This is a genomic window from Haloferax sp. ATCC BAA-644 (assembly GCF_000336975.1).
GTDB lineage: Archaea > Halobacteriota > Halobacteria > Halobacteriales > Haloferacaceae > Haloferax > Haloferax volcanii.
The window spans coordinates 90,457-103,282 of record NZ_AOLF01000035.1 but is presented as its reverse complement, the minus strand read 5'-3'; the positions used below and the strand labels follow the sequence as shown (position 1 = coordinate 103,282).

Below are 12,826 nucleotides of genomic sequence, written 5' to 3'. Positions count from 1 at the left end.
ACCATGGCTACGCTCCCCAACACCGAACCCACCGCCGAATCGCTCACCAAACCGCTGACCCTCCTCGGCCTCGGACTGGTCGTCGTCAGCGTCGCCGTCGCGGGGTTCGCGCTCCGAGACGGCGATGTCGTGACCGCCCTCGGGATGGGGCTGTTGTTCGCCTCGGGCGTGCTCACGACCGGCATCAGCCTCTCCGGCAAGTCGGTGTAACCCGACGGACCGCGGCGGGGAGGTCCCGCCGCGGACCCGGCCGTTCCACCCTAATTTATCACGTCGTGGCGAAATCCACCGCGTATGAAGCGCGTCATCGAAACCGACGAAGCGCCGGCCGCGGTCGGTGCGTACAGTCAGGCGACGACCAACGGCTCGCTGCTCTACACGGCGGGACAGATTCCGCTGACGCCGGACGGCGACCTCCTCGACGACGAGGACATCGCGACGCAGACGACGCAGTCGCTCGACAACGTGATGGCCATCCTCGCGGAGGCCGGCGCGGACGCGACCGACGTGCTGAAGACGACGGTGTTCCTCGCCGATATCGACGACTTCGACGAGATGAACGAGACGTACGCGACCTACTTCGACGAGGAGCCGCCGGCCCGCTCGGCGGTCGAGGTCGGCAACCTGCCGAAGGGCGTCGGCGTCGAAATCGAGGCCGTCGCCGTCGTCGACGAGGAGTAACGTGGCCCGCCGCGTCCGGTCCGCGCTCGCGTGGGGCGCAGCGAGCCTCCTCCTCGTGGGCGTCCTCGCGCAGGGCGCGGTCCTCCTCGGACTCGGTATCGACGCGTCGTTCGGGGCGGTCGCCGCGGTGGCGGTCGCCTCCGGCGTCGCGGTCGCGTCCGTGACATACGTCATCGAACCCCGACTCGAACGGAAAGGAAGGGCTTAAATTATCCAGGCGGGAACGTTGCGTTGTAAGCCAGGATGGCCGAGCGGTAAGGCGCACGCCTGGAAAGCGTGTTCCCTCTGGGATCGGGGGTTCAAATCCCTCTCCTGGCGCTTCTTCCGAACGCAATCCTCGTAGCAGCGCGTCTCGTCGCGCTGCGAGCGGCGAGTTCGGGAGAACGCCGCCGGAGGATTTGAACCAAGGAGCGAAGCGAACAGAGTGGGCAATGTGCGACACGAAGTGTCGCAGTGAGACGAACGGCGGAGCCGTGAGTCGTGAGCGACCGAGGTTCAAATCCCGCTTCTGACGGTCTCTGAAAATCCACACCTTCAACCCTGACCCCCCCGCTGAAAACACCAACTCGAACTCCCGCCCTTCGCGCCCGAAGCACATAGTCTCTTTCTCAATCACCGGACGGCGGGAACCGCCGGCGGAGTCTATCGACTCGCCCGCCAAGGACAATGTACGTCGAAACTGGCAGGGCACCCCCAGTTCGACGCGACCCAAGGCACCACACCCACTCGACGCCGCCACCACAGACCCGACCGTATCAACTGTTCGGACAAAACATTCATCTCCATGGGATACGATACCACGATTGACAATGCCTGACACCAAGACCGGCCGCGAGAAGAAGGGCCTCAACAAGCGGACCCAACTCACCGAGCGGCTGTACGAACGCGAGTTATCGGTGTTAGACGGAGACGACGACGAGCCCCCGCTCGACGCCGCGAGCGACGACGCCGACGGCGAGTTCCTCGCTGACGAACTCCCCGAAGACGACTGACGGCGCGGCCGACACGACCTCCGACCACGCGAATTTTTATCGGGCGCAGCAGAACGTGTGAGCGTGCACCACCGCGCGAACTACGCGACCGTGTTCATCGGCTCGCACCTCCACCCCGAAGGCGAGACGCTGGACCTCGACTGGGCGGACGACGCCGGAGACGAGACGGAGACGTTCGAATTCGACGTGCCGACCGACGACCCCAGAGAGCCGTATCTCGGCATCCAGGCGTTCGACGTGGGCGAGTACGGCCACGAGATTCGAATCAACGGCGACCCGCTTTCGGGGTTCGATATCCCGCCGGACGACGGCTGGCAGTACTGGGTCGACACCGTCACGGGCGCGAGCCTCGTCGAAGGGACGAACACCATCCGGGTCGTCCGCGACGACGAGGGGAACGACGCGTTCGCCGTCGGGACGGTGACGGTCCACTGGAAAGAACCGGTCGAAGAGTAGCGTATAAAGCGGTTCGACCGGGGACAAATTGTGGTGTGAAATAGCGTACCATACTTTGCCCTCGAGCACATCGAAGACGGGCTCAGTCGCGCGATTATCGGGAGTACACGGCGAGCGCTCGGATTCCGTCCTTCGATTCGGCGGCGAAGCTTTTTTATAGAATCACAAACAATCAAGGCCTGTCTATGAGCCAGCGAATGCAGCAGGGTCAGCCGATGATCATCATGGGCGAGGATGCACAGCGCGTCAAGGACCGCGACGCGCAGGAGTACAACATCCGCGCCGCACGAGCAGTCGCCGAGGCGGTACGTTCCACACTCGGCCCGAAAGGGATGGACAAGATGCTCGTCGACTCGATGGGCGACGTCACCATCACGAACGACGGCGTCACCATCCTCAAGGAGATGGACATCGACAACCCGACGGCTGAGATGATCGTCGAAGTCGCCGAGACGCAGGAGGACGAAGCCGGCGACGGAACGACGACGGCGGTCGCCATCGCGGGTGAACTCCTGAAGAACGCCGAGGACCTCCTCGAACAGGACATCCACCCGACGGCCATCATCCGCGGCTTCAACCTCGCCTCCGAGAAGGCGCGCGAGGAAATCGACGACATCGCGGAGCGCGTCGACCCCGACGACGAGGAACTCCTGAAGAAGGTCGCCGAGACCTCCATGACGGGCAAGAGCTCCGAACTCAACAAGGAGCTTCTCGCGGACCTCATCGTCCGCGCCGTCCGGCAGGTCACCGTGGAAGCCAACGACGGCTCCCACGTCGTCGACCTCGAAAACGTCTCCATCGAGACGCAGACCGGCCGCTCGGCGTCCGAGTCCGAGCTCCTCACCGGCGCCGTCATCGACAAGGACCCCGTCCACGACGACATGCCGGTCCAGTTCGACGAGGCCGACGTGCTGCTGCTCAACGAGCCCGTCGAGGTCGAAGAAACCGACATCGACACGAACGTCTCCATCGAGAGCCCCGACCAGCTCCAGAAGTTCCTCGACCAGGAGGAGGCCCAGCTGAAGCAGAAGGTCGACCAGATCGTCGACTCCGGCGCTGACGTGGTCTTCTGCCAGAAGGGCATCGACGACCTCGCCCAGCACTACCTCGCGAAGCAGGGCATCCTCGCGGTCCGCCGGACGAAGAAGTCCGACATCCGCTTCCTCAAGAACATCACCGGTGCGGCGGTCGTCTCCGACCTCGACTCCATCGAGGCCGCCGACCTCGGTCGCGCCTCCGTCCGCCGCGACGAGGCCGACGAGCTGTTCTACGTCGAGGGCATCGGCGACGACGTCCACGGCGTCACGCTCCTGCTCCGCGGCTCCACCGACCACGTCGTCGACGAGCTCGAACGCGGCGTTCAGGACGCCCTCGACGTCGTCGCCTCGACGGTCGCTGACGGCCGCGTGCTCGCCGGCGGCGGCGCTATCGAGGTCGAACTCGCCTCGCGCCTCCGCAACTACGCCGACTCCGTCTCCGGGCGCGAGCAGCTCGCCGTCGAGGCGTTCGCTGATGCGCTCGAACTCGTCCCGCGCGTGCTCGCCGAGAACGCCGGCCTCGACTCCATCGACACGCTCGTCGACCTCCGCGCGGCCCACGAAGAGGGTCAGGTCCGCGCCGGGCTGAACGTCTTCACCGGCGAGGTCGAAGACGCCTTCGACGCCGGCGTCGTCGAGACGGCCCACGCCAAAGAGCAGGCCGTCGCCTCCGCCTCCGAAGCCGCCAACCTCGTCCTCAAGATAGACGACATCATCGCGGCCGGTGACCTCTCCACCGGCGGCGACGACGACGAAGAGGGCGGCGCACCCGGCGGCATGGGTGGCATGGGCGGCATGGGCGGTATGGGCGGCGCGATGTGAAAATCGGCTAACGCCTTCACACCCATCCCCCCGACGCCTGCACCGCGCGACAGACCACGTTATTTTGGCGAGCGTCCCAGACGGCCGGAGAGCCGCGGCTACGGCGTCTGAACGGCGGCGCGCGACGGAGTGGCAGCCGACTCGCGCCGACTACGACTTCCCGACAGTCCGGGGGGAGCCGGCCGTTCCGACTCACCTGCCGCTCAGAAGTTGGATAATTCTCTCACTTTCTCAGACACACTTGCAGTTGTGTTCAGAAATGGAACGAACTAAGTAGCAGGTACGGCAACGTGTCTCCATGCGCAAGACGCTGCTGTTGAACAAGGACGACGTTCACGAGAACGTCCAGATGCCGGAGCTCATCTCGGCCATCGAGGACGCCTTCGCCGCCTACGAGTCCGGCGACGCCCAGATGCCGCCGAAGTCCTACATCGACCTGCCGCAGTACAACGGCGACTTCCGGTCGATGCCCGCCTATCTGGACGCGGGCGACTGGGACGCCGCGGGCATCAAGTGGGTCAACGTCCACCCCGACAACGGCGACAAGTACGACCTGCCCACCGTCATGGGCACGATGATTTACTCCGACCCCGAGAACGCCTTCCCGCTGGCGCTGCTCGACGGGACGGAGCTCACGATGCTCCGCACCGGCGCGGCCGCGGCCGTCGCCACCGACCACCTCGCCGTCGAAGACGCCACCTCGATGGGCATCGTCGGCGCGGGCGTCCAGTCGTACACGCAACTTCGCGCCATCAGCGAGGTCCGCGACATCGAGGAAGTCGTCGTCTCCGACCTCGACGAGGAGCGCGTCGCCGACTTCATCGACGCCTTCGAAGACGAGTTCGACATCCGCGCCGGCTCCATCGAGGAGGCCGCGAGCTGTGACGTGCTGTCGACCGTGACCCCCGTCGAGTCGCCCATCGTCCCGCGCGAGGCGGTCGGTGACCACACCCACATCAACGCGATGGGTGCCGACGCCGAGGGCAAACACGAACTCGCCGACGAGGTGCTGTTGGACGCCAAGCTCGTCATCGACGACCACGCCCAGACCACCCACTCCGGCGAAATCAACGTCCCGTACCACGAGGGCGTCCTCACCGACGACGACATCTACGGCGCAATCGGTGACATCGTCCTCGGCAACCTCGACGGCCGCACCGACGCCGACGGCATCAGCGTCTTCGACTCGACGGGACTCGCGATTCAGGACGTGGCGGCGGCGCACGTCGCCTACGAGCACGCCTTCGAAAACGACAACGGCTACGCGTTCGACCTCCTCGGTCTCGCCGAGTGAGGCCGCCCGACGCGACGTGGCTGGCATTCATCTTTCTTTTCGGCCCGAGTTCCCGGGCTACGGGCTCGGCCCGCGCTGCGCGTTGAGGTAGCCGAACACCTTCGAGAGGACGTAGACGATGGCGATGAAGGGCAGAAACGGGACTAACAGGACGACGAGGATGAGAAACATCGTCCACCCGATGGAGTCCATCTCGCTGTCGGGTCGCATGTGCGACCCTGGCGTGACGGTGTGGTAGGCCTTCCGTGCGAGGCTCGACGAGTCGTCTTCGCTCATACGATTACTGTTCGTTCGGCTAGAGGATAAATCGAGCGACGGAGAGGAGCGGTCGCCCCGAGAGCCGCGTCGCGGGGCGGACGAATCGCGGCGTTTCGGTCGTAGCGTTTCGGTCGCAGCGCGCCGAGACGCGCCGGACTATTCGAGGTGGACCGCGGGGCGGAACGGAATCGCCTTCGAGGCGCGGTCGCCCGGGTCGACGATGTCGTCGTCGTCTTCCGCGAACACCTCGACCGCGGCGTCGAACTCGCGGGCGAGGAAGTCGGCGGCGCGCTCGTAGGTATCGGCCTCGTCCAGTTCGAGCTGGGCGCGGAGCGTCGATTCGTCGCGGCCGCGGGTCTGGTCGACGAGGTCCTGCACGAGGTCGTTCACGTCGTTACCCCGCTCGCGCAGGTCGGGGTCCTGCATGACCTGTCCCATGATTGCGCCGACGTTGTCGCCGTTGTCGACGACCGTCTCGAACACGTCGCGCTTCCAGTCGGCGGCGACGTACACACGGATGGTGTCGGGGTCGGAATCGGTCACGTCGATGATGTCGCGGACGTCCTCGGTCAGGCGCTCGACCTGTCGCTCTTCGAGTTCGACCGACTCGTCCTCGAAGCTCTCGTCCGGCTCGGGCCACGGCGCGTCCTCGGCGGGCGTGCCGGTCAACTGCTCGTGCAGCTCGTTCGTCATGAACGGGATAAAGGGCGCGAGCAGGCGCAGTCGGGTTTCGAGGACCGTCCGGAGCGTCCACTTGGCGGCCGGGCGGTCGAGGTCGGTCCGGCGGCGGTACCACCGCAGCGACTCCTCGAAGTTGTAGAACGCCGCCTGACTGGCCGAGCGCGTCTCGGCTTCGTCCATCGCGGTCGTCACGTCGCGGACGGTGTCTTGCAGCTTCGACAGGAGCCAGCGGTCGACCGTCTCCAGGTCGGGCTGGTCGTCCGGGCCGGGGTCGGTGATAATCTCCTGCGCGCGGTTCCAGAAGCGTTCCAGTTGGTCGTGGACCGAGCCGACGAGGTCGTCGCGCCAGTCGTAGTCCTGCCACGGTTCGGCGGAGTTGAGCAGGAAGAAACGGACGGTGTCCGCGCCGTACTCGCCGATGGCCTCGCCGGGGAGGACGACGTGGCCCTTCGACGACGACATCTTCTCGCCTTCGAGCAGGCCCATGCCCATGATGACGATACCCTGCGGCCACTGCGGCTCGTCGAACAGTTCGCCGTGGTGGAACTGGTAGAACGTCAGGTGGTTCGTGATGAGGTCGTTAGCGGAGAACCGATAGTCGACGGGGTACCAGTAGTCCCACTCCTCGCGCAGGTCGAGCGCCTTCTCGGGGGCGTCGTCGACCGCGTCGGGGCCGTAGAACAGCGCGTCGAAGAACTCCTGGGTGAGCTCCTCGGTCGGAATCTCTTGCAGCCGGTGGGCGATGGTGTAGTACGCCATGTAGATAGTCGAGTCCGAGAGGGGCTCGATGACGAACTGGTCGTCCCACGGCAGGCGGGTGCCGAGGCCGTAGTTGCGGATACACGGCCACCCGTTGAGCCAGTCGATGGTGTGGTGGTACTCGTCGCGAGTGTTCTCGGGGATGGCGTCCAGCCCGTCGGCCACGTCGTGGGCGAGTTCCTTCCAGTCCTCGTCGTCGTACGAGAGGAACCAGGTGTCCTGTTCCGCGACGACGACGTCGCCGCCGCAGCGACAGACGACCTCCTCGGAGAACTCCTGCATCACGTCGAACTGGCCGGCCTCGACGCCGTCGGCCTTGAAGTCGTCGCGGACCTCCTCGACGAGGCCGCCGGCGTAGTCGCCGTAGAACTCCTTGAGCCGACCCGCGTGGAACTCCTTGTTGTAGAGGTCCTTCGTCGCCTTTTCGAGCGCGGGGTCGTCGGAGGACTCGATGCCGCGGTTCTCGACGGCCGACTTCGCGGGAATCTCGCCGTACGCGTCGTCCTCGGAGTCGATGTCGAGAATCGGAATCGGCTCGATGGCGGCCACGTCCGCGGGGTCGATACCGAACGATTCGAGGTAGTCGGCGTCGGCTTTCGCCTCCTGCAGCGCCACGTAGTCGTCGGGGCTGTGGGCCGGGACGGACATGACGACGCCCGTCGCGTTGTCGGCGTCGACGAAGTCGGCGGGCAGGACGAGCACGTCGTCGCCGGTGACGGGGTTTTCGACCGTCTGACCGACGAGTTCTGCACCCTCGACGGTTTCGAGAATCTCCACGTCGCGGGCCTGATATTCGAGTTTGTCGGCCGCGTAGTCGGAGACGAACCACGTCTCGCCGTCGACTTCAGCGACCACGTAAGTCGCTTCGGGGTCGATGTAGGCGTTGGTCACGCCGTGGACCGTCTCGGGGCGCAGGGTCGCCATCGGGACGACCACGTCGCCGCCGTCTCGCTCCCAGCCGAAGCGGACCAGCGTGTACTCCTGGAACTCCGCGTTCTCGCCTTCCAGCAGGTCGTGGGTCGTGACCGGCTGTTCCTCGTTCGTACAGAACTTGACGGGGTGGAGACCCTTCTCCAGTCGCCCGCGGTCGCGGAGCGTCCGGTACTGCCACTCGACGAACTTCGAGTAGCGCTCGTTGTTCGTGGTGAACTCGCGCCGCCAGTCCACCGACAGACCGAGCGACTGCATCCCCTTCTTGTAGTGCTCCTCGATGAAGTACCGCGCCCAGCCCATGGGCGATTCGAGGTCAGAAAGCGTGTCCTCGGGGACGTTGTAGGTGTCTGTCAGCACCGAGAGCTGTTTCTCCTCGCGGTTTTGCAGGCGCTCGACCGCGCCGATGATGGGCGTGCCGGTGACGTGCCACGCGATGGGAAACAGGACGTTGTCGCCCTGCTGGCGTCGGTAGCGAGCGTACACGTCGGGGACGGTGTACGTCCGGGCGTGCCCGATGTGCATCCCGCCGCTGGGGTACGGATAGGGAACCGTCACGAACGTCGCGTCGTCGGCGTCTGCGTCCGGGTCGGCCTCGTATCGGCCGGACTCGGACCAGCGCTCCCGCCAACGCGCTTCGAGTTCCTGCGGGTCGTAGTCCATATCCGTGGTAGTGGCACCCCGGCCTAAAATAACTCCTATACTCGACTTGCGCGGCTGTCTGATTGCGGTAGATATTGCCACGCATTGACACAGGGCAGCGCGGAGAATCGAGGCGCGAAACGGAGGCGGAGAAACGAAAACGGAGCATACCCAGAAAACGGAGAACACCCACCACGAGGGGACCATCGCGGGCGGCGAGTCAGAGACGTGTGCGAGCGACGACGCCTGCTCAGTCGATGTCGATGCGGCGGGAGTCGTCGGGTTCGATGTCGCGCTTGGGGAGAGAGACCGTCAGGACGCCGTTGTGATAGCTGGCGGACGCGCCGTCCTCGTCGACCGTCTCGGGGAGACGAATCGTCCGGCGGGCGGACTCGTGGCGGCGCTCGCGGCGGAGGTACTCGCCCTCGGCGCGTTCCGCGTCGAGTTCGCGCGTCGCCTCGACGGTCAGTGTGCGGTTAGCGACCGACAGGGCGATGTCCTCCTTCTCGTAGCCGGGGAGGTCGACGGTGACGACGATTTCGTTGTCGTGGTCGGTGACGTCGATAGCCATCTCGTGGCGGACCTGCGCCATCATGCCCGAACGGTCGAACTGTCGTCCCATCTCGTCGAACTGGCGGGACATTCGCTCGAACAGTTCCTCGAAGTCGTCGAAGGGGTTGGTACGTCGCATCATGTGTGTTTTCACCGAGGGTCATAGACGCCGTCTGAGGAGATAATCGTTGCCGGAACGTGGATAGCAGTTCGCACGGCTCGGGAGCCAGAGCGCCGGTATGCAAAAGATGAGCCGCGTCACTCGATGTCGATTTCGGTCGAGTCGTCGCCCGCGGGTTCGGCCTTCGGGAGCGTCACGGTCAGGACGCCGTTTTTGTACGATGCAGTCACCTCGTCGCGCACGACTTCGGCGGGGAGCGTAATCGTCCGGGAGACCGAGCGCTGACTCCGCTCGCGGCGGACGTACTGCTCGTCGTCGACCTCGCTCGACTCCTCGTGGTCGGCCGCGATGGTGAGTCGCCGCCCGCTGACGCTCACGTCGAGGTCGTCCTTCTCGAAGCCGGGGAGGTCCGCGACGACCTCGATGGCCTCGTCGTCGTCGACGACGTCGAGGGAGATGTCTTGGAATCGACCGATACCGGACTCCTCGAACGACCGGCCCATCCGGTCGAACAGGTCTTCTATCTCGTCGAACGGGTTTCGCTGCATACGCGTTCAGATACGTCGCCGACGACAAAGAAAGATGTGCTCGGATTCACACGTTGAGAGCGACCGGGCGGACGTGACGGAGCGGGACGGGGTGGACGCAGCGAGGTGCGGCGCTGGGCGAGCGTCTCGGCGTCGAAACGGCGTCAGTACAGGACGTGTCGGGTGTCGTACGACCCAAGGACGCGGACCCAGCCGTTGCTGGCGATTCCCTCCACCTCTTCGAGCGCCCCTTGCATCCGCTCCTCGTAGAGACCGGCGTCGGCGTCGATGTGGAACAGGTAGTCACCGAGGCGGTTGCCGCTCGGCCGCGACTCGATTCGCGAGAGGTTGATGTCGCGTTCGGCGAACGCTTCGAGCAGTTCCAAGAGGAGACCGGGGTAGTTCGCGTTCGGGTAGACGACGAGCGAACTCTTGCCGCCGGCGTCCGAGCGGGCGGACTCGGGGCCGATGACGAGGAACCGGGTGGCGTTCGACGACTGGTCTTGGATGTCCTCGGCGATGATTTCGAGGTCGTCACCGACGTTGTCGGGGTGGCCGATACCCGCGACCGTCGGGTCGGCGCGGGCGCGCTCGACGCCGCGGGCCGTGCTGGCGACGGCTTCGAGCGTCGCGTCGGGGTAGTTCTCTTCGAGGTACGTCCGACACTGCGCGAGCGCCTGCGAGTGGCTGGCGACGACGTCGAAGTTCGCGCTCTGGGCCAACAGCGCGTGGCGGATGGGCGTGACGATTTCCTGGACGACGCTCACGTCCGAGTTCGCCACGGCGTCGAGGCTCTCGGTGACGCTCCCTTCGATGCTGTTTTCGATGGGGACGACGCCGCGCTCGAACGACCCGTCGGCAACCGCTTGGACAATAGACGTGACCGATTCTCGGAAGGCGACGTCGTCGGCGACCGCGCGGGCGGCGCGATGGGAGTACGTGCCCGACGGACCGAGCGTGACTGCCTGCATGGGCACCCCTTCACGAAGCGGCGACAAAAGACCGTCGGGGCAGGCAGATTCGGCCTATCGCTCCGCGCAGAACTCGACGAAGTTGCGGAGGATGGTCAGCCCGGTCTCGCCGGACTTCTCGGGGTGGAACTGCGTGCCGAAGACGGTGCCCGCCTCGTTGGCGACGACCGCGGGGAACGCCACGCCGTAGTCGGTCGAGGCGACGACCGCACCCTCGTCGTCGGGGTCGGCGTAGTACGAGTGGACGAAGTAGGCGTACTCGCCGTCGACGCCCTCGACGAGCGGGTGGTCGCGCCGGACGTTGAGCTCGTTCCAGCCCATGTGCGGGACCTTCTGTCCCTCGTCGAACCGGACGTTGCGGCCGGGGATGAAGTCGAGTCCCTCGACCTCGCCCTCGCCGGCGTGGTCGGCCTCCTCGGAGGAGGTGAGCAGCATCTGCATCCCGAGACAGATGCCGAAGACGGGCGTCCCGTCGGCGGCGGCCTCGGCGAGCGGTTCGCGGAACGGTCCGGCGTTTTCCATCCCCTCGGAGAACGCGCCGACGCCGGGGAGAACGATGCCGTCGGCGTCGTCGAAGTCGGCGGGGTCGTCCGAGATGACGACGTTCGCTCCCGCGCGTTCGAGCCCGCGCATGGCGCTCCGGAGGTTTCCGAGCCCGTAGTCGACCATCACCACGTCGGCGAGCGTCTCCTCGGGCGGCTGTGTCGTGCTCATACCGAACGTCCGCAGAGGACAGCAAAGTGATTTTCCCTCGGGGTGAGTGCTCCGCGCGAGAGCCGCGGAGACCGGCCGCGCGACCCTGCCGCACGCCTCTGACCCGTCGCGTGAGGGGGTCCGAAGTCCGAACTCGAAGCCCCCCACGGGGGCTTGCAGGGGCGATAGCGCCGTCAGCCCGAGAACACCAGTTCTATTCAATACGAATATAGAGAAAAAATAGCAAATCTTAACAACAAGTGTCGGAATTACAAGACGAGTTCAATGGCGAGTAGACGAGAATTCATCAGAACGGCAGGAATCACTGGCGTCGCGGGGTTGACGGCGCTCAGTGGATGTACGGGTGGCGACGATAGCTCGGAAGCGACGACGACCACGACGGAGTCGGGAGCGTCCTCGGAGACTGAGACGACGACGTCGACGACGACCGAGTCGTCACCGGAGTCCATCATGTTCGCGCTCACGCCCGCCGAGTCGGACGTGGACGTGGAAGCGCAGTATCAGCCGCTTTTCAACTACATCGAGTCCGAGGTCGGCGTCACGGTCGAATCCACCGTGGCGGCCGACTACGCGGCGGTGTTACAGGCGCTCGACAGCGGGCAGGCCGACATCGCCGACGCCGCCCCCGCAATCGCTATTCAGGGCGGGAACGAGGGCATCACCGAGGTCATCGGCATCCGCATCGCCTACGGGGCCTCGCGATACTTCTCTCTCATCACGACGACGCCCGACAGCGACATCGAAGAGCTGACCGACCTCGAAGGCGAGACGGTCGCGTTCGCTGACCGCCTCTCGACGAGCGGGGCGCTGTTCCCGCTGTCCATGCTGAGCCGAGCCGGACTCGACACGGGCGGCGCGCCCGACGGCAACCCGGTGGACTTCGAGGCGCAGTTCTCCGACCACTCGACGGCCCGCGAGACGCTCATCAACCGCGACGACGTCGTCGCCGCCGGCACGGGCGCGTTCTCGACGGCCCCGCACGTTCCGGAAGACCAGTTCCCCGACCAGTTCCTCGATATGTCCGCCGAAAACGACGGCGACCTCGGAACGGCGTCGCCCGAACTGCAACTGCTGTCGTGTTCCGACCCCATCCCGCGTGCCCCGATTCTCGGCCGCACCGACATGGACCAGGGGCTGTACGACGACATCGAAGAGGCGCTGCTCAACGTGACCGAAGACGACCTCATCAACGAGGACCTCGAAGACGACCAACAGCTCTGGTTTACCGGGGTCGACCAGGGCTCCGTCGACGACTACGCACCCGTGCAGGAAGTCCTCGACGAACTCGGCGTCACGCTCGGTCAGTAAGCGCGACCCCCCGGTTTTGTTCCCGTGCCGTGCGGTCGATAGCCGACGAACGGCTCGACCGCACGCGAACTACGCGACGCG

Annotated in this window: 15 protein-coding genes and 1 tRNA gene; 9 read left to right on the top strand and 7 right to left on the bottom strand. The window is 65.7% G+C overall.

Going from position 1 to position 12,826, the window contains the following annotated elements; all coding sequences use genetic code 11:
• The first annotated feature begins 3 nt into the window (after positions 1 to 3).
• From C458_RS15610 to C458_RS15575, 8 genes are all read left to right on the top strand, one after another.
• Positions 4 to 210, top strand: coding sequence for a hypothetical protein (locus C458_RS15610; RefSeq protein WP_004044462.1), 207 nt, complete (start codon positions 4 to 6; stop codon positions 208 to 210).
• Between the two features lie 84 nt (positions 211 to 294).
• Positions 295 to 681, top strand: a complete 387-nt coding sequence (locus C458_RS15605; RefSeq protein WP_004970500.1) for a Rid family detoxifying hydrolase — start codon at positions 295 to 297, stop codon at positions 679 to 681.
• 1 nt (position 682) lies between these two features.
• Positions 683 to 889 carry a hypothetical protein gene (locus C458_RS15600; protein WP_008577134.1) on the top strand — a complete coding sequence of 69 codons (207 nt, stop codon included), beginning with the start codon at positions 683 to 685 and terminating at the stop codon, positions 887 to 889.
• A 29-nt stretch (positions 890 to 918) separates the two neighbouring features.
• Positions 919 to 999 (top strand) — tRNA-Ser (locus tag C458_RS15595).
• A gap of 491 nt (positions 1,000 to 1,490) precedes the next feature.
• Positions 1,491 to 1,673: a hypothetical protein gene (locus C458_RS15590; RefSeq protein ID WP_004044465.1), complete on the top strand. Its 183-nt coding sequence runs from the start codon at positions 1,491 to 1,493 to the stop codon at positions 1,671 to 1,673.
• Positions 1,674 to 1,736: 63 nt separating this feature from the next.
• Positions 1,737 to 2,129: a hypothetical protein gene (locus tag C458_RS15585; protein ID WP_008577132.1), complete on the top strand. Its 393-nt coding sequence runs from the start codon at positions 1,737 to 1,739 to the stop codon at positions 2,127 to 2,129.
• A 215-nt stretch (positions 2,130 to 2,344) separates the two neighbouring features.
• Entirely contained in the window at positions 2,345 to 3,988 is a 1,644-nt protein-coding gene (gene thsB, locus C458_RS15580; protein ID WP_008577130.1) for a thermosome subunit beta, read from the top strand.
• Between the two features lie 298 nt (positions 3,989 to 4,286).
• The gene (locus C458_RS15575; protein WP_008577129.1) at positions 4,287 to 5,282 is read left to right on the top strand and encodes an alanine dehydrogenase; all 996 of its coding nucleotides are present in this window, start codon (positions 4,287 to 4,289) and stop codon (positions 5,280 to 5,282) included.
• A 57-nt stretch (positions 5,283 to 5,339) separates the two neighbouring features.
• On the opposite strand, the gene C458_RS15570 is transcribed toward C458_RS15575, so the two are convergent.
• The 7 genes from C458_RS15570 to C458_RS18755 all read right to left on the bottom strand — a co-directional run bounded on the left by C458_RS15570 (position 5,340) and on the right by C458_RS18755 (position 11,886).
• Complete coding sequence (locus tag C458_RS15570; protein WP_004044470.1) at positions 5,340 to 5,558, bottom strand: hypothetical protein; 219 nt, start codon at positions 5,556 to 5,558, stop codon at positions 5,340 to 5,342.
• 138 nt (positions 5,559 to 5,696) lie between these two features.
• Positions 5,697 to 8,573, bottom strand: coding sequence for a leucine--tRNA ligase (leuS, locus tag C458_RS15565; RefSeq protein ID WP_008577128.1), 2,877 nt, complete (start codon positions 8,571 to 8,573; stop codon positions 5,697 to 5,699).
• A 229-nt stretch (positions 8,574 to 8,802) separates the two neighbouring features.
• Positions 8,803 to 9,246, bottom strand: coding sequence for an archaeal heat shock protein Hsp14 (hsp14, locus tag C458_RS15560; protein WP_008577127.1), 444 nt, complete (start codon positions 9,244 to 9,246; stop codon positions 8,803 to 8,805).
• Between the two features lie 116 nt (positions 9,247 to 9,362).
• Positions 9,363 to 9,773: an archaeal heat shock protein Hsp14 gene (hsp14, locus tag C458_RS15555; protein WP_008577126.1), complete on the bottom strand. Its 411-nt coding sequence runs from the start codon at positions 9,771 to 9,773 to the stop codon at positions 9,363 to 9,365.
• A gap of 143 nt (positions 9,774 to 9,916) precedes the next feature.
• Positions 9,917 to 10,723 (bottom strand): prephenate dehydratase, encoded by an 807-nt coding sequence (pheA, locus tag C458_RS15550; RefSeq protein ID WP_008577125.1) that lies wholly within the window; start codon positions 10,721 to 10,723, stop codon positions 9,917 to 9,919.
• 54 nt (positions 10,724 to 10,777) lie between these two features.
• Positions 10,778 to 11,437, bottom strand: coding sequence for an imidazole glycerol phosphate synthase subunit HisH (gene hisH, locus C458_RS15545; RefSeq protein WP_008577123.1), 660 nt, complete (start codon positions 11,435 to 11,437; stop codon positions 10,778 to 10,780).
• Positions 11,438 to 11,685: 248 nt separating this feature from the next.
• On the bottom strand, positions 11,686 to 11,886 hold the full coding sequence (locus C458_RS18755) for a hypothetical protein (protein ID WP_239638782.1): 201 nt from the start codon (positions 11,884 to 11,886) through the stop codon (positions 11,686 to 11,688).
• Position 11,887: 1 nt separating this feature from the next.
• Here C458_RS18755 and C458_RS15540 point away from each other — a divergent pair, with 1 nt between their 5' ends.
• Complete coding sequence (locus tag C458_RS15540; protein ID WP_008577120.1) at positions 11,888 to 12,745, top strand: PhnD/SsuA/transferrin family substrate-binding protein; 858 nt, start codon at positions 11,888 to 11,890, stop codon at positions 12,743 to 12,745.
• The last annotated feature ends 81 nt before the right edge of the window (positions 12,746 to 12,826 follow it).